Annotated in this window: 15 protein-coding genes; 8 read left to right on the forward strand and 7 right to left on the reverse strand. The window is 63.8% G+C overall.

The window, feature by feature from the left end; genetic code table 11:
* Window positions 1–3: 3 nt before the first annotated feature.
* Together IF690_RS23040 and IF690_RS23045 are read right to left on the reverse strand one after the other, a co-directional pair.
* Window positions 4–363 carry a PilZ domain-containing protein gene (locus IF690_RS23040; RefSeq protein ID WP_202701694.1) on the reverse strand — a complete coding sequence of 120 codons (360 nt, stop codon included), beginning with the start codon at window positions 361–363 and terminating at the stop codon, window positions 4–6.
* Window positions 364–516: 153 nt separating this feature from the next.
* Window positions 517–891 (reverse strand): tetratricopeptide repeat protein, encoded by a 375-nt coding sequence (locus tag IF690_RS23045; protein ID WP_202697515.1) that lies wholly within the window; start codon window positions 889–891, stop codon window positions 517–519.
* A 157-nt stretch (window positions 892–1,048) separates the two neighbouring features.
* Here IF690_RS23045 and pyk point away from each other — a divergent pair, with 157 nt between their 5' ends.
* Window positions 1,049–2,500, forward strand: a complete 1,452-nt coding sequence (gene pyk, locus IF690_RS23050) for a pyruvate kinase (protein ID WP_124300315.1) — start codon at window positions 1,049–1,051, stop codon at window positions 2,498–2,500.
* A 146-nt stretch (window positions 2,501–2,646) separates the two neighbouring features.
* Here the strand turns inward: pyk and IF690_RS23055 are convergent, their stop codons facing one another.
* Genes IF690_RS23055 through IF690_RS23065 form a run of 3 tightly spaced genes read right to left on the reverse strand, consistent with a single transcriptional unit; the run spans window position 2,647 to window position 5,462 of the window.
* Window positions 2,647–3,396, reverse strand: a complete 750-nt coding sequence (locus IF690_RS23055) for an enoyl-CoA hydratase-related protein (protein WP_202697516.1) — start codon at window positions 3,394–3,396, stop codon at window positions 2,647–2,649.
* Between the two features lie 28 nt (window positions 3,397–3,424).
* Window positions 3,425–4,363, reverse strand: coding sequence for an iron-sulfur-binding ferredoxin reductase (locus IF690_RS23060; RefSeq protein WP_202697517.1), 939 nt, complete (start codon window positions 4,361–4,363; stop codon window positions 3,425–3,427).
* Window positions 4,356–5,462, reverse strand: a complete 1,107-nt coding sequence (locus IF690_RS23065) for a GGDEF domain-containing protein (protein ID WP_202697518.1) — start codon at window positions 5,460–5,462, stop codon at window positions 4,356–4,358. The genes IF690_RS23060 and IF690_RS23065 overlap by 8 nt, the downstream gene beginning before the upstream one ends.
* Before the next feature lie 334 nt (window positions 5,463–5,796).
* Between IF690_RS23065 and IF690_RS23070 the strand changes: the two genes are divergently transcribed.
* The 6 genes from IF690_RS23070 to IF690_RS23095 all read left to right on the forward strand — a co-directional run bounded on the left by IF690_RS23070 (window position 5,797) and on the right by IF690_RS23095 (window position 13,788).
* The gene (locus IF690_RS23070) at window positions 5,797–7,320 is read left to right on the forward strand and encodes a fumarate hydratase (protein WP_007931196.1); all 1,524 of its coding nucleotides are present in this window, start codon (window positions 5,797–5,799) and stop codon (window positions 7,318–7,320) included.
* 143 nt (window positions 7,321–7,463) lie between these two features.
* Window positions 7,464–9,230 carry a sensor histidine kinase gene (locus IF690_RS23075; protein ID WP_202697519.1) on the forward strand — a complete coding sequence of 589 codons (1,767 nt, stop codon included), beginning with the start codon at window positions 7,464–7,466 and terminating at the stop codon, window positions 9,228–9,230.
* A complete protein-coding gene (gene mifR / locus IF690_RS23080) occupies window positions 9,224–10,558 on the forward strand; it encodes a two-component system response regulator MifR (RefSeq protein ID WP_202697520.1) in 1,335 nt (444 codons plus the stop codon). The genes IF690_RS23075 and mifR overlap by 7 nt, the downstream gene beginning before the upstream one ends.
* A 268-nt stretch (window positions 10,559–10,826) precedes the next feature.
* Window positions 10,827–12,149: an MFS transporter gene (locus tag IF690_RS23085; protein WP_009050506.1), complete on the forward strand. Its 1,323-nt coding sequence runs from the start codon at window positions 10,827–10,829 to the stop codon at window positions 12,147–12,149.
* Window positions 12,150–12,631: 482 nt separating this feature from the next.
* Window positions 12,632–13,015, forward strand: a complete 384-nt coding sequence (locus IF690_RS23090; protein ID WP_202697521.1) for a hypothetical protein — start codon at window positions 12,632–12,634, stop codon at window positions 13,013–13,015.
* 143 nt (window positions 13,016–13,158) lie between these two features.
* Window positions 13,159–13,788: a flavin reductase family protein gene (locus IF690_RS23095; protein ID WP_202697522.1), complete on the forward strand. Its 630-nt coding sequence runs from the start codon at window positions 13,159–13,161 to the stop codon at window positions 13,786–13,788.
* A gap of 57 nt (window positions 13,789–13,845) precedes the next feature.
* Here the strand turns inward: IF690_RS23095 and IF690_RS23100 are convergent, their stop codons facing one another.
* Window positions 13,846–14,118, reverse strand: a complete 273-nt coding sequence (locus IF690_RS23100) for a hypothetical protein (protein WP_009050509.1) — start codon at window positions 14,116–14,118, stop codon at window positions 13,846–13,848.
* 9 nt (window positions 14,119–14,127) lie between these two features.
* Entirely contained in the window at window positions 14,128–14,493 is a 366-nt protein-coding gene (locus tag IF690_RS23105) for a putative quinol monooxygenase (protein WP_202697523.1), read from the reverse strand.
* Window positions 14,494–14,824: 331 nt separating this feature from the next.
* Here IF690_RS23105 and IF690_RS23110 point away from each other — a divergent pair, with 331 nt between their 5' ends.
* Window positions 14,825–15,754 carry an AraC family transcriptional regulator gene (locus IF690_RS23110; protein WP_202697524.1) on the forward strand — a complete coding sequence of 310 codons (930 nt, stop codon included), beginning with the start codon at window positions 14,825–14,827 and terminating at the stop codon, window positions 15,752–15,754.
* Window positions 15,755–15,860 lie beyond the last annotated feature (106 nt).

The following is a 15,860-nucleotide window of genomic DNA, read 5'->3' on the forward strand; positions in this document are numbered from 1 at the left end:
CGGTCAGGCGGAGGTCTGCAACGGGTAGAAACTGAAGTAGCTGCGCAAGGCCGCCACCAGCTCGCGGTACTCGGGAGGCGAACGCAGCAGCACGAAGCCGGTGTCGTAATGATGGGGCGTGACATCTTCATGGCACCAGCGGCAGGAGGCGGTGATCTCGATCGATTGCAGCTGGCCGTCGCGGCCGGGAACCTGCAGGCGCAACTCGAAGTCGGCGCCGATCAGCATCGGCAACTGGCTGATCAGCATGAAGCCGTCTTCGGAGACGTTGCCCAGATAACCGATGGGGCGATCGGTCAGCCGATTGAACACTTTCAAAAAACACGGCAACTGGTGCCGCTCGATCCGCCGGTCCGTGAACATGTCGTGCATCGCTATTCAAGAAGGTCATTCAGCATCGTCGCGCCGAGGACTGTCGGCCCCCGGCCGGCCCATTTTAGAAACAATACTCTAAAACAGGCTCACAGATGTTAGCTCAAGGCCCACGCAGGACCATCAATACAATGATGACGATTGTTACAACGCGGTCGGACGCGCCTGAGCGCTGCTGCGCGAAGGGTAATGACCCAGTTGCTGCAGGGTTTCCAGGCGCGCGCGCGCGCGGTAGGCGTATTCGCTGCCGGGGTGTTCGGTGATGATGTACTGATAGGTCTGCGCGGCATCGAGGAACAGCTTCTGCCGCTCCAGGCACTGTCCACGCAGCATCGACACCTCGGGCTGGATATAAGGGCGCGAGCGACTCGTGCGATCGACCTGGCTCAGCTCGAGCATCACCCGTTCGCAGTTGCCGGCGTCGTAGGCGCGGTAGGCGGTATTCAGATGATGGTCCATCGACCAGCGGGTACAGCCGACAACACTGACGGCCAGGGCAGCAATGAGCACGAATCGCATGGGAGTTCTCCTGTCTTGTGCACGTTATCGACCCGCGTTGGAAAATCTTCAGGAATGTTCGTTTAAAGAAACAAACGAATAAGTAGTGCAAACGAACAATGACTACAGCTGCGGACCATAGTAGCCTCTCGTTGCGCTTGAACTCAGGAGTCTTTGCATGTCCGTCCGTCGTACCAAAATCGTCGCTACCCTTGGCCCGGCCAGTAACTCGCCGGAAGTTCTCGAACAGCTGATTCTGGCTGGCCTGGACGTCGCCCGCCTGAACTTCTCCCACGGCACCCCGGACGAGCACAAGGCTCGCGCCAAGCTGGTGCGTGACCTGGCCGCCAAGCATGGCCGCTTCGTCGCGCTGCTGGGCGACCTGCAAGGCCCGAAGATCCGTATCGCCAAATTCGCCAACAAGCGCATCGAGCTGAAGATCGGTGACAAGTTCACCTTCTCCACCAGCCACCCGCTGACCGAAGGTAACCAGGACATCGTCGGCATCGACTATCCGGACCTGGTCAAGGACTGCGGCGTGGGCGACGAGCTGCTGCTCGACGACGGCCGCGTGGTGATGCGCGTCGAAACCGCCACCAGCACCGAACTGCATTGCGTCGTGACCATCGGCGGCCCGCTGTCGGACCACAAGGGCATCAACCGTCGCGGTGGCGGCCTGACCGCCCCGGCCCTGACCGAAAAAGACAAGGCCGACATCAAGCTGGCCGCGGCCATGGACCTGGACTACCTGGCCGTGTCCTTCCCGCGCGATGCCGCGGACATGGAATACGCCCGCCAACTGCGCGACGAGGCCGGCGGTACCGCCTGGCTGGTGGCGAAGATCGAGCGCGCCGAAGCCGTGGCCAACGATGAAACCCTCGACGGCCTGATCAAGGCGTCCGACGCCGTGATGGTGGCCCGTGGCGACCTGGGCGTGGAAATCGGCGACGCCGAGCTGGTGGGCATCCAGAAGAAAATCATCCTGCACGCCCGTCGCCACAACAAGGCAGTGATCGTGGCGACCCAGATGATGGAGTCGATGATCCAGAACCCGATGCCGACCCGCGCCGAAGTGTCCGACGTGGCCAACGCCGTGCTCGACTACACCGACGCCGTGATGCTGTCTGCCGAATCCGCCGCCGGCGCCTACCCGCTCGAAGCGGTCCAGGCCATGGCGCGTATCTGCATTGGCGCGGAAAAGCATCCGACCAGCAAGACCTCCAGCCACCGCATCGGCAAGACCTTCGAGCGCTGCGACGAGAGCATTGCCCTGGCCACCATGTACACCGCCAACCACTTCCCGGGCGTGAAGGCGATCATCGCCTTGACTGAAAGCGGCTACACCCCGCTGATCATGTCGCGTATCCGCTCCTCGGTGCCGATCTACGCGTTCACCCCGCACCGCGAAGCCCAGGCCCGCACCGCAATGTTCCGTGGCGTCTACACCATCCCGTTCGACCCGGCGTCCCTGCCGCCAAGCGAAGTCAGCCAGAAGGCCATCGACGAGCTGGTCAAGCGCGGTGTCGTGCAGAAAGGCGACTGGGTGATCCTGACCAAGGGCGACAGCTACCACACCACCGGCGGCACCAACGGCATGAAGATCCTGCACGTTGGCGACCCGATGGTCTGACTCCCCCTGATGCGTTCATAACCGACGCAGCAGTAAAAAAGCCCCGCAGTGAACACTGCGGGGCTTTTTTATGAGTTTCTGCAGGAGCGAGCGGCGATCCGACTTGCCCGCGATCGCGAGCAAGCTTCGTTCCTACAAGGCTGGAATCAGCCCTTGGCAAGAAACCCCGACAAGGCAGCCAGTGCTTCCGGCGAATGCAGGCGCTGGGTGAACAGGGCGCCCTCCTCCTCGATCACTTTGCGCAGCTGTTCGCGATCGGGCGTGCGCATCAGTTGCTTGCTGATCTGCACCGCCTGCGGCGCCAGCTTCTCGAAACGCAGCGCCATCTCCCGGGCCTTGTCCAGGGTCGCCGCGCCGTCGGCCAAGGCCAGGTTGGCAATGCCCCACTGCGCCGCCTGTTCACCGCTGAAACCTTCGCCCAGCAGCAACAGCTCGGCGGCCCTGGCCTGCCCGAGCAGGCGCGGCAGGATCAGGCTGGAACCGAACTCGGGGCACAAGCCGAGATTGACGAAAGGCATGCGCAACCGGGCATCGCGGCTGACGTACACCAGGTCGCAATGCAGCAGCAGGGTGGTGCCGATCCCCACCGCCGGGCCCGCGACTGCGGCGACCACCGGCTTGCGGCATTCGAACAGGCTGCGCATGAACTGGAAGACCGGGCTGTCGAGCCCGCTGGGCGGCTGCTGGAGGAAGTCGGCAATGTCGTTGCCGGCGGTAAAGCAATCGCTGCTGCCGCTGAGCAGAACCGCGCGGACCTCTGGGTCGGCATCGGCTTGTCGCAACCCTTCGGCCAACTGGCGGTACATGGCCCGGGTCAGGGCATTTTTCTTGTCCGGACGGTTCAGACGCAGGGTCAGCAGCCCACCCTCGCGTTCAAGCAAGATGGTATCGGTCATGGGGGTCTCGCTCAGGACAAATCAGCGCTCAACCACGGGGCAGGAATACGTCGGCCAACAGTTGATTGCGCGGCAGCCCCGCCAGGTACAAGCGTCGGGCAAACGCATCGACGCTGGCGGGGTGCCCGCAGAGTAAGGCCTGGGTTTGCCGCGAAACAAGCCGCAGTTGTGCCAAAGCCGCTGGCAGCTCGGTCGCGCTCCACAGCTCGACACTGAGGTTGGCGCGGCTCGCCGCCAGCGCCGCCAGGGGCTTGGCCAGATAATGTTCGCTGGCGTCATGGGCCAGGTGAATGACGCGGATGTCGCCCTGATGATCCTGGCGCAAGGCCTCGCGCAGGATACCGAACAAGGGCGCCAGCCCGGTGCCCGCCGCCAGCAGCCACAATGGCCGGGTTTGCCAGTCCGGGTCGTAATGCAGCGCCCCGCCGCGCAACTCGCCCAGGCGCAGCCCATCGCCGGGCTTGAGCTGGCGCGCCGCGTCGCTGAACTCGCCGGGCTGGCGGCAATCGAGGTGGAATTCGAGAAAACGGTCTTCGCCGGGCAGGCTCGCCAGCGAGTACGGCCGCGCCACGCCGGAGGCCGTCCACAGCACCAGGTGCTGGCCGGCCTGATAACGCAGGTTGCGTTCCGGCTGCACGCGCAGGCGCAGCACTGTTGCCGACAGCCAGTCGACACCCACTACCTCGGCCGGCGCGCCATCGCGCAACGGATCGTAGGTTTCGACCCGCAGGTCTTCCACCACCTGACACTGGCAGGCCAGCCGCCAGCCGCGCTGGCGCTGATCGTCGCTCAGGGCATCGGGCCGGCTGTCGCTGGGCAGGCCCTCGACGCAGTGCACCAGGCAGGCGTGACAACTGCCGGCACGGCAGCTGTAAGGCACCGCCACGCCAGCCTGATTCAAGGCATCCAGCAGATTGCTGCCGGCGGCCACCGACCACTGCCGCTCACCGACACGCAGCTCAGGCATCGATATTTTCCCAGGCCGCGGCGCAGCGATTGCGCCCGTCGCGCTTGGCCCGGTACAGCGCCTGGTCGGCACGTTGCAGGGCGTTGTCCAGATCGTCGCCCAGCTCCACCAGGGTCATCCCCACGGACAGGCTCAGGCCATGCACCTCGACCCCGATCAACTGGGCGTCCATGAAGGCCACGCGCAGGCGCTCGCAGCAGGAGGTCAGGCGTTCGGGATCGCAATCGGGCAACAACATGACAAACTCCTCGCCGCCGTAGCGGGCCAATACATCGCCATCGCGCAAGCAGGCGCTGGCCACGGCGGCGAACGCCTGCAGCACCTGATCGCCCGCGGCATGGCCATGCACGTCGTTGATCCGTTTGAAGTGATCGAGGTCGATCAGCGCCAGGCCATGCATCTGGTCCAGGCTCATCGCGTGCAGTTCGCGCGACGCCAGCCGCAGGAAATGCCGTCGATTGTACAGGCCGGTCAGTTCGTCGGTAGCGACCAGGTCTTCCAGTTGTCGCATCATGCCGCGCAAGGTGTCCTGATGGGCCTGCAAGGCGAAGCGCCGTTGTCGCATGCGCTGTCGGGAAGCCTGCACGTAGCTGGCATACAGGCACAGCCAGATCAGCACTATGAGCAGCACGCACACCTGCAGTACGGCGAGCATCGGATCGGCCAGCCGGAAGTGGTAGCCGTCCCACAGCGTGATCCCGGCAAAGCCGATGAAAATGCACAGGGCGCACCGCACGAAGGCCCGGTGCGGAAGATGGAACAGGCCGAACAGCAGTGTCAGCGGATAGAACACCAGGAAAGTGCCGCGCGCGGTGTCGAGGTGGGCCAGCAGCCAGGTCTGCCAGCCGATGGCCAGGAGTATCTGGATCTCGGTCAGGCTCGGGTCGCGAAAGCGCAGGTTGCGCCCGGACACAAATAGCCAGAGCAGCACCGCCTGGCTCAGCACCACCAGGCCGGTATCGATCAGCGCCGAACGCACCGGCGCCGAGTAGTAGCCACTGAAAATGGCCAGCCAGAGCAGCAGCAACGCCAGTCCATAGGTGCCCGCCGCAAGAACGAAGCGCTTGAGTAAAAGACTCTGGATAGCGTTATGGGTCAATCGTTGACTCACCATGCGAAAGGGGGCTTTAAAGAGTTTCCTACCCTACAGGCCACTTGCCACTTTAGTGGTGTCGCCAAAAAATAACTATCCAATTTTTGTCCCCGCCCAGCGCCGTGCCGCGCCCACCCTCATGCCTGGGGCGCATCCCCGGCATGCGACTTTGGTTTGACTGCCGGCGCGTGTGCCTGGCCCCGAGGCGCGGTATACTGCCGCGCCTTTTTAGCGTCGCGCCAGTGTGTCCGGCGTGCCTTGAAGGTGTTTGCAACCGACCGATGCACCCAAGCTGCAAGCACCTTATTAAATGTTCCCGTCTTTTAGAGGAGCGCGACTCATGACCGTGATCAAGCAAGACGACCTGATTCAGAGCGTTGCCGACGCCCTGCAATTCATTTCCTACTACCACCCCGTGGACTTCATCCAGGCGATGCACGAAGCCTACCTGCGCGAAGAATCGCCAGCGGCCCGTGACTCCATGGCGCAGATCCTGATCAACTCGCGCATGTGTGCCACCGGCCACCGCCCGATCTGCCAGGACACCGGTATCGTCACCGTATTCGTACGCGTGGGCATGGACGTGCGCTGGGACGGCGCGACCATGAGCCTGGACGACATGATCAACGAAGGCGTGCGTCGCGCTTACAACCTGCCGGAAAACGTCCTGCGGGCCTCGATCCTCGCCGACCCGGCGGGCGCTCGTAAAAACACCAAGGACAACACCCCGGCGGTCATCCACTACTCCATCGTTCCCGGCAACACCGTGGAAGTGGACGTGGCGGCCAAGGGCGGCGGTTCCGAGAACAAGTCGAAGATGGCCATGCTCAACCCGTCCGACTCGATCGTCGACTGGGTGCTGAAGACCGTTCCGACCATGGGCGCCGGCTGGTGCCCGCCGGGCATGCTCGGCATCGGCATCGGCGGTACCGCCGAGAAAGCCGCGGTGATGGCCAAGGAAGTGTTGATGGAGTCCATCGACATCCACGAGCTGAAGGCCCGCGGCCCACAGAACCGTATCGAAGAAATGCGCCTGGAGCTGTTCGAGAAGGTCAACCAGCTGGGCATCGGCGCCCAGGGCCTGGGCGGCCTGACCACCGTGCTCGACGTGAAGATCATGGACTACCCGACCCACGCCGCCTCGCTGCCGGTGTGCATGATCCCGAACTGCGCCGCGACCCGTCACGCGCACTTCGTGCTTGACGGCTCGGGCCCTGCGTCCCTGGAAGCGCCACCTCTGGACGCCTACCCGGAAATCGTCTGGGAAGCCGGTCCGTCGGCCCGTCGCGTCAACCTCGACACCCTGACTCCAGAAGAAGTGCAGAGCTGGAAGCCGGGCGAAACCGTGCTGCTCAACGGCAAGATGCTCACCGGTCGCGACGCGGCGCACAAGCGCATGGTCGAGATGCTGAACAAGGGCGAAACCCTGCCGGTGGACCTCAAGGGTCGCTTCATCTATTACGTCGGCCCGGTCGATCCGGTCGGTGACGAAGTGGTGGGCCCGGCTGGCCCGACCACCGCGACGCGGATGGACAAGTTCACCCGCCAGATCCTCGAGCAGACTGGCCTCTTGGGCATGATCGGCAAGTCCGAGCGCGGCCCGACCGCGATCGAAGCGATCAAGGACAGCAAGGCCGTGTACCTGATGGCCGTCGGCGGCGCTGCCTACTTGGTGGCCCAGGCGATCAAGAAATCCAAGGTCCTGGCCTTTGCCGAACTGGGCATGGAAGCGATCTACGAGTTCGAAGTCAAAGACATGCCGGTTACTGTCGCGGTCGACAGCAAAGGCGAGTCGGTGCACATCACCGGTCCTGCCATCTGGCAGAAAAAGATCAGTGAAAGCCTCGCGGTAGAAGTGCAGTAAGCGCTTGCGGGTCACCCAAGGCGGCGTTGCTCGATGAGCAGCGCCGCCTTTTTCATGCCTGCCCGGGCAAGGGCTGTCCACGATCAACGAAGCCTCGGACAGGCATGTTATCTTTCCTGCCCCTTTCAGCCTGCCCTTGACTCATGGTCCAGATCTCCCGCCCGCTGCGCTTGACCTTCTATACCCTGGTGATTCTCGCCGGCGCCGTGGTCAGCGCGACCTTCGCCATGCGCCATGCCGAACGCCAGGCGCTGGAGGACGATGCCGCCCGCGCCAGCGAGCAACTGGCGCTGTACGCCAACTCCCTGCATACCCTGATCGAGCGTTACCGCGCCCTGCCCGCCGTGCTGGCGCTGGACCCGGAACTGCGCTCGGCGCTCAAGGGCCCGGTCGGCCCGGAACGGCAGGACGCCCTGAACCGCAAACTGGAACGGATCAACGGCGCCGCCCGCTCCTCCACCCTGGAGCTGCTGGACCACACCGGCCTCGCCGTGGCCGCCAGCAACTGGCGCCTGCCCAGCAGCTACGTCGGGCACAACTACGGCTTTCGCCCCTACTTCAGCCAGACCCGCAGCCAGGGCAGCGGACGCTTCTATGCGGTGGGCGTCACCAGCGGCATTCCCGGTTATTTCCTCTCCAGCGCGGTCAAGGACGAGCAGGAACAGTTCCTCGGCGCCATGGTGGTGAAACTGGAATTCCCCGAACTGGAGCGCGAATGGAGCCAGGGCAGCGACACCCTGCTGGTCAGCGATGCCCGTGGCATCGTGTTCATCGCCAACCAGCCGGGTTGGCGTTATCGCCAGTTGCGCCCGTTGTCGGACAGCGACCGCGCCGAACTCAAGGCCACCCGGCAGTACGACAAACAATTGCTGACCCCGCTCGAACATCGGCCGCTGCGACGCTTTGACGACGACAGTACGCTGGCCCGGGTCGAGGGGCCGGACGGCAGCGTCGACTACCTGTGGGAATCCCTGCCCCTGGCGACCGAAGGCTGGACCCTGCATCTGCTGCGCCGCCCACAGATCGCTTTTGAGGACCGACGCAACGCCGGCCTGGCCGCGGCCGGTGCCTGGCTGACCCTGGTGTTCCTGCTGCTGTTCCTCAACCAGCGCTGGCGCCTGGCCAGGCTGCGCCAGCGCAGCCGCGAAGAACTCGAACGCCTGGTCGAGGAGCGCACCCGCGACCTGCGCACCGCCCAGGACGGCCTGGTGCAATCGGCCAAGCTGGCGGCCCTGGGGCAGATGTCCGCGGCCCTGGCCCACGAAATCAACCAGCCACTGACCACCCAGCGCATGCAACTGGCCACCCTGCGCCTGTTGCTCGATCACGGGCGGGTCGACCAGGCCTACCAGGCCCTGAAACCGCTGGACGATATGCTGACCCGCATGGCCAGCCTCACCGGCCACCTGAAGACCTTCGCCCGCAAGAGCCCCAGCGGCCTGCGCGAACGCCTGGACCTGGCGGCGGTGGTCGATCAGGCGCTGCAACTGCTGGACACCCGGCTGCGCGACGAACAGGTCGACACGCGCCTGCAACTGACGCGCCCGGCCTGGGTGCGCGGCGATGCCATCCGCCTGGAGCAGGTGCTGATCAATCTGCTGCGCAATGCCCTGGACGCGATGCATGACAAGCCCCTCAAGCATCTGGAGATCCGCCTCGAAGCCGACCAGCAACTGTGGAGCCTGAGTGTCATCGACAGCGGTGGCGGCATCGCCGAAGAACACCTGCCGAACGTCTTCGATCCGTTCTTTACCACTAAGCCGGTGGGCGAAGGCCTGGGCCTCGGCCTGGCGGTGTCCTACGCTATCGTCCACGAACTGGGTGGGCGCCTGAGTGCCGGCAATCAAGGCCAGGGCGCAATCTTCACCCTGAGCCTGCCCATCGACCTGGAGGCGCATATCCCATGTTGAATTCGCTGATGCTGGTCGACGACGAAGCCAGTATTCGTACCGCCGTCGAACAATGGTTGAGCCTGTCGGGCTTCGAGGTGCAGCTGTTCAGTCGCGCCGAGGACTGCCTGGCCCGGCTGCCCAGGGACTTCCCCGGGGTGATCCTCAGCGACGTGCGCATGCCCGGCATCAGCGGCCTGGAACTGCTCAAACAGGTGCAACAACGCGACCCCGACCTGCCGGTGATCCTGCTGACCGGCCACGGCGACGTGCCGATGGCGGTGGAAGCGATGCGCGATGGCGCCTATGACTTCCTGGAAAAACCCTTCAGCCCGGACACCCTGCTGAGCAGCTTGCGCCGGGCCCTGGACAAACGTGGCCTGGTGCTGGAGAACCGGCGCCTGCACGAACAGGCCGATACCCGGGAGAAAATCGACTCCACCCTGCTCGGCGTGTCCCGCGCCTTGCAGACCCTGCGGCGCCAGGTGGTCGAGCTGGCCGCGCTGCCAGTCAATGTGCTGATCCGCGGCGAGACCGGCAGCGGCAAGGAACTGGTCGCCCGCTGCCTGCACGACTTCGGACCGCGCGCCGACAAGCCCTTTGTCGCCCTGAACTGTGCGGCGATCCCCGAGCAGCTGTTCGAAGCCGAGCTGTTCGGCCATGAAAGCGGCGCCTTTACCGGCGCCCAGGGCAAACGCATCGGCAAGCTGGAATACGCCGACGGTGGCACCCTGTTCCTCGACGAGATCGAAAGCATGCCGCTGGCCCAGCAGGTCAAGCTGCTGCGGGTGCTGCAGGAACAGAAGCTCGAGCGACTGGGTTCCAACCAGAGCATTGCCGTGGATCTGCGGATCATTGCCGCGACCAAGCCGGACCTGCTGGACGAAGCCCGCGCCGGGCGCTTTCGCGAGGACCTGGCCTACCGCCTGAACGTCGCGCAGCTGCGCCTGCCGCCGCTGCGCGACCGGCGCGAGGACATTCCGCTGCTGTACGAACATTTCGCCCATGCCGCCGCCGAGCGCCTGGGCCGTAGCGTCGCGCCCCTGAGCGGAGCGCAGTTGAGCCGCCTGCTCAGCCACGACTGGCCGGGCAACGTGCGCGAGCTGGCCAACGTCGCCGAACGCCAGGTGCTCGGCCTGGGCGAGCCCGAGCCGGAAGCCATCGACCCCGGCCAGTCCCTGGCGGCGCAGCAGGAAGCCTTCGAGGCGCAATGCCTGCGGGCCGCGCTGACCCGGCACAAGGGCGACATCAAGGCGGTGCTCGTTGAGCTGCAACTGCCGCGCCGCACCTTCAATGAAAAGATGCAGCGCCATGGACTGGCGCGGGAGATGTTTCTCGGGGAGGAGTGATGCCCGAGGTCCTATCGCGCAAGCTCGCGCCTACAGGGATCACGTAGTTTCTGTAGGAGCGAGCTTGCTCGCGAAGACGCCCTCACCAACACCCCCCTCATCGGCAACTTTCCGCTCACGCACTTTCGCCAATGAGCGGTTTTCCGCTCATCGAAATCCTCAAACCCTTCTAAACCGGGCTTCTCGGTTCCTGGCACAGCTCCTGCTATAGCCCTGGCAGGCTGCGTTTCGGCGCGCTCCACAAAAACAATTAAATGAAGGATCCGTCATGGATAACTCGCAAACCCTGCCTCTTGGGGCGGCAGCTGCGCCTGCCAAAGAAAAGACCACCGCCAGTCGCCTGAAATCGATCTTCAGCGGTTCGGTCGGCAACATGGTCGAGTGGTACGACTGGTACGTCTACGCCGCCTTCTCCCTGTACTTCGCCAAAGTCTTCTTCCCCAAGGGCGACACCACCGCGCAACTGCTCAACACCGCCGCGATCTTCGCCGTGGGCTTCCTGATGCGGCCGATCGGCGGCTGGCTGATGGGGCTCTACGCCGACCGCAAGGGCCGCAAGGCCGCACTGATGGCCTCGGTACTGCTGATGTGCTTCGGCTCCCTGATCATCGCCCTGACTCCCGGCTATGAAACCATCGGCGTCGGCGCCCCGATCCTGCTGGTCCTGGCGCGCCTGATGCAGGGTCTGTCGGTCGGCGGCGAATACGGCACCTCGGCCACCTACCTCAGCGAGATGGCGACCAAGGAACGTCGTGGCTTCTTCTCCAGCTTCCAGTACGTGACCCTGATCTCCGGCCAGCTCATCGCCCTGGCAGTGCTGATCGTGCTGCAGAACGTGCTGACCACCGAAGAGCTGCAATCCTGGGGCTGGCGCATTCCGTTCGGCATCGGCGCCCTGTGCGCAATCGTCGCGCTGTACCTGCGGCGCGGCATGGAAGAAACCGAGTCCTTCACCAAGAAGAAGGAAAAGCCGAAAGAAAGCCTGATGCGCACCCTGATGCGTCATCCGAAAGAGCTGATGACCGTGGTCGGCCTGACCATGGGCGGCACCCTGGCTTTCTACACCTACACCACCTACATGCAGAAATACCTGGTGAACACCGTCGGCATGAGCATTTCCGACTCCACCACCATTTCCGCGGCGACCCTGTTCCTGTTCATGTGCCTGCAGCCGGTCATCGGCGCGCTGTCGGACAAGATCGGCCGACGTCCGATCCTGATCGCCTTCGGCATCCTCGGCACGCTTTTCACCGTGCCGATCCTCACCACCCTGCACACCATCCAGAGCTGGTGGGGCGCCTTCTTCCTGATCATGGCGGCGCTGATCATCGTCAGCGGCTACACCTCGATCAACGCGGTGGTCAAGGCCGAGCTGTTCCCGACCGAGATCCGCGCCCTGGGCGTGGGCCTGCCCTACGCGCTGACCGTGTCGATCTTCGGCGGCACCGCCGAATACATCGCGCTGTGGTTCAAGAGCGTCGGCATGGAAACCGGTTACTACTGGTATGTCACCGCCTGCATCGCCGTGTCGCTGCTGGTCTACATCACCATGAAAGACACCCGCAAACACTCGCGGATCGAGACTGACTGACCGGCAAAAAAGCGCGAGGGTGCAAGGCCCTCGCGCTGTCGCGTCAGGTAAAAACCCATCGCGAGCAAGCGTGCTTCTGTCGGAGCGAGCGGGCGGCGATCCGACTTGCCCGCGATCACCGCAACACAGACGCTCGACGATCAAGACCCGCCCTCCAGCTCACGTAGCAAGCCCTCCGATACTCATCGCCAACAGCATTCCCGCCCCTGCCGAGCAAACCGTTGATCGCGATTTTTCGACGCTTCGGACAGGTTAATGATCGGTTAATGCCCTGCCCACATCCTGCCTCCATCGAAATCGGTGTCGGCGCGTCAAGCGCGGTAGAAGCAGCAAAGCGGCTTTATGCAGGGGTTCCTGACGCCACAAGCATCGATTAAATCGATATTTTTAAGCATTTATTTGCGCTTTTTAATCAAATTAACTGGCGTAGTATCCATTTCACACCCATTGCACAAAACGTCAACGAACCTGGAGTGACCACCATGAAAAGCAAACTGATCCTCGCCCTGACCCTTTCCGTACTGGCTGCCAACACCTTCGCCGCCGATGGTTACGACCGCACCGGCTCGGCCACTTTCACCTCGGGCAGCTCGGCCAGCGCCAGCCTGGCTTCCGACGGTTTCGATCGTACCGGTACCGCTGACGCAATCGCTGCCGACGGCTTCGATCACACCGGTACCGCGGGCGCGGTCGCCTCCGATGGCTTCGATCGCACTGGCACCGCTGACGCTATCGCCTCTGACGGCTTCGATCACACCGGCACCGCAGGCGCAGTCGCCTCCGATGGTTTCGATCGCACCGGTACCGCTGACGCAATCGCTGCCGACGGTTTCGATCGCACCGGGACTGCCGCCGCCATCGGCTAACCCTCAGGGATGCCCCGCAGCCCGGCTTCGGCCGGGCTTAGTGTTTCTGGCCCGGGGAAAAACCGCGTGCCGCAAGGCTGGTATTCACCTTCAATGGCTTGCACTATGGCGGCCTTCCCTCTTTGTCCGCGCAAGAGCCTGTCATGTCCGAAGACATTCATTACTACGAACCCGCCCAGGGCCACGGCCTGCCCCACGATCCGTTCAACGCCATCGTCGGCCCGCGGCCGATCGGCTGGATCTCCTCCCAGGACGCGCAAGGCCGGCTGAACCTGGCGCCCTACAGTTTTTTCAATGCCTTCAATTACATTCCGCCGATCATCGGTTTCGCAAGCGTCGGTCGCAAAGACAGCCTGAACAACATCGAGCAGACCGGCGAGTTCGCCTGGAACCTCGCCACCCGCCCGCTGGCCGAGCAAATGAACCAGAGCTGCGCCACCGTGCCGGCCGAGGTCAATGAGTTCGAACTGGCGGGGCTGACGCCCGTGGCCTCGAAAGTGATTGGCGTGCCGCGGGTAGCCGAAAGCCCGGTGTCCTTCGAGTGCAAGGTCACCCAGATCATTCAACTGCAGCGCGCGGATCAGGAGTTGGTGCCCAGCTGGCTGATCCTCGGCGAAGTGGTCGCCGTGCATATCGCCAAGTGGTTGCTCAAGGATGGGATATACGACACCGCCGCGGCAGAACCGATTCTGCGCGGCGGCGGGCCGGCGGATTATTTCCAGCTGGGGCCAGAGGCCTTGTTCAAGATGTTCCGCCCGGGGGCGGTCAGGTAGTTTTTTTAGATCAGATAGTTTTTCAGATCAGGTAGCTTTTCAGATCAGCAACCCGGATCAGGCCGTTGCCCAGGCCAGTTCGCCGTCTTCGTTCACGTCGATCAACTGCTCAAGTTTCTGCGCGGCAGCCTGGTCGGCGTCGTGGGCGGTCTTGAATTTCTGGTCGTCCAGAATCTTGTGAAAGCGCGGCGCCCCTGAACCACCCAGGGCCTTGACCGCAATGGCGGCGCTGTAGCCCCCTTCACCTGGAACCACGGCGGAAACCGCTTCGTATGCTGCAAACTCTTTACGTGCCATGTTGCTGGTCCTGGCCAATGGAAAGTCGGCCATTCTAAACCCTCAACTGGCCAGCTGGTGTAGCGGTGCCCCGTTCAGTTGCGCGTATTCGCCTTCGGCCTGGGCCGCCGAGACGTCGCTGAAGGTATGGAAGTCCAGGCGGTCGACCACCAGGTCCTGGACCAGTTCGGCGAATATCGCCATGGCCGGCGAACAGAAGTAATCGGTCATCGCCTGCTGGCTGCTCCAGAATCCGCAGACCAGCCACAAGTCAGCGTCGCACTGCGAATGTTGCAAGGCGAACTGCAGGCAACCTGTGGCCTGGCGGGATGGTTCGATCAGGCTGCTCAAGCGAGCCCCCAACTCGGTTGAACGACCGGCGCGGGCGCGGACGAATGCCATGTGGCTGACGGGAATATGCGTGGACATGTGCGACCCTCCCAGGGTGGTGTCGAGGCAGCCATGGGACGGGCTGCGACAGGATCCAAGATTAAGCGCCCGGCGCCACGGCTGTTAGTCGATTCCTGCCAGCGTATTGCACAATCCTGCGAACCTGGCTTGAGAGCACCGAGTCCGGACCTGGCTGCGAAAAAAAACCACAACGTTGTTTCAAGCAAGTGACAGCCTGCCCACAGGACCCGGCCCTGCTTACGCGCGCACGCGCGGCAGGATCAGGCAAGATTTACGCAGGAATCGCCTACCCCTGGCGCTTGCACAAATTTAAGCTGTGGCCATTCGCAATCTTCCCGGAGGGGCCTTCATGTCATCGCTCGAAACCCAGCAGCCGCCACTGGATGCGGAAATGGAAAAACAGCGGGCGGAGCTGGCCGGGATCATTGCGCGCAACACCGGCGAAGACGGCAGCTATGCCACGGCGATCCAGTCGCTGTTCGTCTCGCGCTACAGCCACTCCCACGATTTCGCCTCGGTGCTGGCCCAGCCGGCCCTGTGCATCATGGCCCAGGGCCGCAAGGAAGTACGGCTGGCCGACGAGGAGTTCAACTACGACCCGCTCAACTATCTGGTGGTCTCGGTTTCCATGCCATTGAGCGGGCGCCTGGCCGATGTCTCGCCGCTGGAACCGGTCCTGGCCCTGCGCCTGGACATCGACCCGGCCGAGATCAGCACGCTGATCGCCGATGCCGGGCCGCTGGGGGTGCCGAACCGTCCTGTCGGCCGCGGCCTGTATGTGGAACGCCTGGATACGCCGATGCTCGACGCCGTGCTGCGCCTGGCCCGCCTGCTGGATACGCCCAAAGACATCGCCATGCTCGCGCCGCTGATTCGTCGGGAGATTCTCTACCGGCTGCTGCGCAGCCCCCAAGGACACCGGTTGTATGAAATCGCCATCGCCAACAGCCAGGGCCACCGGGTCAGCCAGGCCATCAAATGGCTGAACGGCAACTACGAGCAACCGCTGCGCATCGACGATCTGGCGCGCGGGGTGAACCTCAGCGCGTCCACCCTGCACCATCGCTTCAAGGCCATGACCGCCATGAGCCCCTTGCAGTATCAGAAGCAACTGCGCCTGCAGGAAGCCCGGCGCCTGATGCTGACTGAAGGCTTGGAGGCGTCCGCCGCCGGTTACCGGGTCGGCTACGAAAGCCCTTCGCAGTTCAGCCGCGAATACAGCCGCCAGTTCGGCGCCCCGCCGTTGCGGGACATGGCGCGCCTGCGCAGCAGCGTCTGACTCCCCCTTGTAGGAGCGAGCTTGCTCGCGATGCGGGTCAACGATGACGCCGTGCGACAGATAGAGCACCGCCTTGCGGCTATCGCGAGCAAGCTCGCTCCGACAG

This window comes from Pseudomonas sp. SK3(2021) (genome assembly GCF_016772375.1).
Lineage (GTDB): Bacteria > Pseudomonadota > Gammaproteobacteria > Pseudomonadales > Pseudomonadaceae > Aquipseudomonas > Aquipseudomonas chlororaphis_I.

What these genes read in the sequence shown, in the direction of transcription:
- IF690_RS23040 (WP_202701694.1), bottom strand. Translation starts at nt 363, where the DNA reads ATGTTCACGGACCGGCGGATCGAGCGGCACCAGTTGCCGTGTTTTTTG.
- IF690_RS23045 (WP_202697515.1), bottom strand. Translation starts at nt 891, where the DNA reads ATGCGATTCGTGCTCATTGCTGCCCTGGCCGTCAGTGTTGTCGGCTGT.
- pyk (WP_124300315.1), top strand. Translation starts at nt 1,049, where the DNA reads ATGTCCGTCCGTCGTACCAAAATCGTCGCTACCCTTGGCCCGGCCAGT.
- IF690_RS23055 (WP_202697516.1), bottom strand. Translation starts at nt 3,396, where the DNA reads ATGACCGATACCATCTTGCTTGAACGCGAGGGTGGGCTGCTGACCCTG.
- IF690_RS23060 (WP_202697517.1), bottom strand. Translation starts at nt 4,363, where the DNA reads ATGCCTGAGCTGCGTGTCGGTGAGCGGCAGTGGTCGGTGGCCGCCGGC.
- IF690_RS23070 (WP_007931196.1), top strand. Translation starts at nt 5,797, where the DNA reads ATGACCGTGATCAAGCAAGACGACCTGATTCAGAGCGTTGCCGACGCC.
- IF690_RS23075 (WP_202697519.1), top strand. Translation starts at nt 7,464, where the DNA reads ATGGTCCAGATCTCCCGCCCGCTGCGCTTGACCTTCTATACCCTGGTG.
- mifR (WP_202697520.1), top strand. Translation starts at nt 9,224, where the DNA reads ATGTTGAATTCGCTGATGCTGGTCGACGACGAAGCCAGTATTCGTACC.
- IF690_RS23085 (WP_009050506.1), top strand. Translation starts at nt 10,827, where the DNA reads ATGGATAACTCGCAAACCCTGCCTCTTGGGGCGGCAGCTGCGCCTGCC.
- IF690_RS23090 (WP_202697521.1), top strand. Translation starts at nt 12,632, where the DNA reads ATGAAAAGCAAACTGATCCTCGCCCTGACCCTTTCCGTACTGGCTGCC.
- IF690_RS23095 (WP_202697522.1), top strand. Translation starts at nt 13,159, where the DNA reads ATGTCCGAAGACATTCATTACTACGAACCCGCCCAGGGCCACGGCCTG.
- IF690_RS23100 (WP_009050509.1), bottom strand. Translation starts at nt 14,118, where the DNA reads ATGGCCGACTTTCCATTGGCCAGGACCAGCAACATGGCACGTAAAGAG.
- IF690_RS23105 (WP_202697523.1), bottom strand. Translation starts at nt 14,493, where the DNA reads ATGTCCACGCATATTCCCGTCAGCCACATGGCATTCGTCCGCGCCCGC.
- IF690_RS23110 (WP_202697524.1), top strand. Translation starts at nt 14,825, where the DNA reads ATGTCATCGCTCGAAACCCAGCAGCCGCCACTGGATGCGGAAATGGAA.